The sequence below is a fragment of the Pseudomonas sp. NPDC088885 genome (assembly GCF_044750025.1).
Taxonomy (GTDB): Bacteria; Pseudomonadota; Gammaproteobacteria; order Pseudomonadales; family Pseudomonadaceae; genus Aquipseudomonas; species Aquipseudomonas rustica.
The window spans coordinates 1,416-1,801 of record NZ_JBIVJB010000235.1 but is presented as its reverse complement, the minus strand read 5'-3'; the positions used below and the strand labels follow the sequence as shown (position 1 = coordinate 1,801).

The following is a 386-nucleotide window of genomic DNA, read 5'->3' as shown; positions in this document are numbered from 1 at the left end:
GCCCGTGGCCGTCAGGCCCCGAACATCGATTACATCGGGACCAACGGTGCCGGTTAAAATGGGCAGCTCGACGGGGGCTGCGCCCTCGATGATCAACTGCGCTTTTTTGTCAGCCATGTGGCCTCCTATTTATGCTTGAACCATCAGACAGACCCCCCACGCAGGGCCCGCACCACTATAGTGAGATAAATTCGAATGTCAATTTGCCTAAAGTCTTGCTCCAGAAGGCTTTAAGCGCACTTTTTCCTCGAAATTGCCTGCCATTTACGCCTTTTATGCAACTTGTGCAATCAGCTATTGGGGGTAGGTGATTGCGTTGTCATTAGTAGCCTAACTGTCTATACTCGGCCACCGACCGCCAAGGGCTTTTGGGCTTGCTTTCATTG

Annotated in this window: 1 protein-coding gene; it reads right to left on the bottom strand. The window is 52.1% G+C overall.

Annotated features, from left to right (window positions below; all coding sequences use genetic code 11):
- On the bottom strand, nucleotides 1-117 hold a 117-nt coding region (locus ACIP1X_RS28865; protein ID WP_400755972.1), incomplete at its 3' end, for a hypothetical protein.
- Between the last annotated feature and the right edge of the window lie 269 nt (nucleotides 118-386).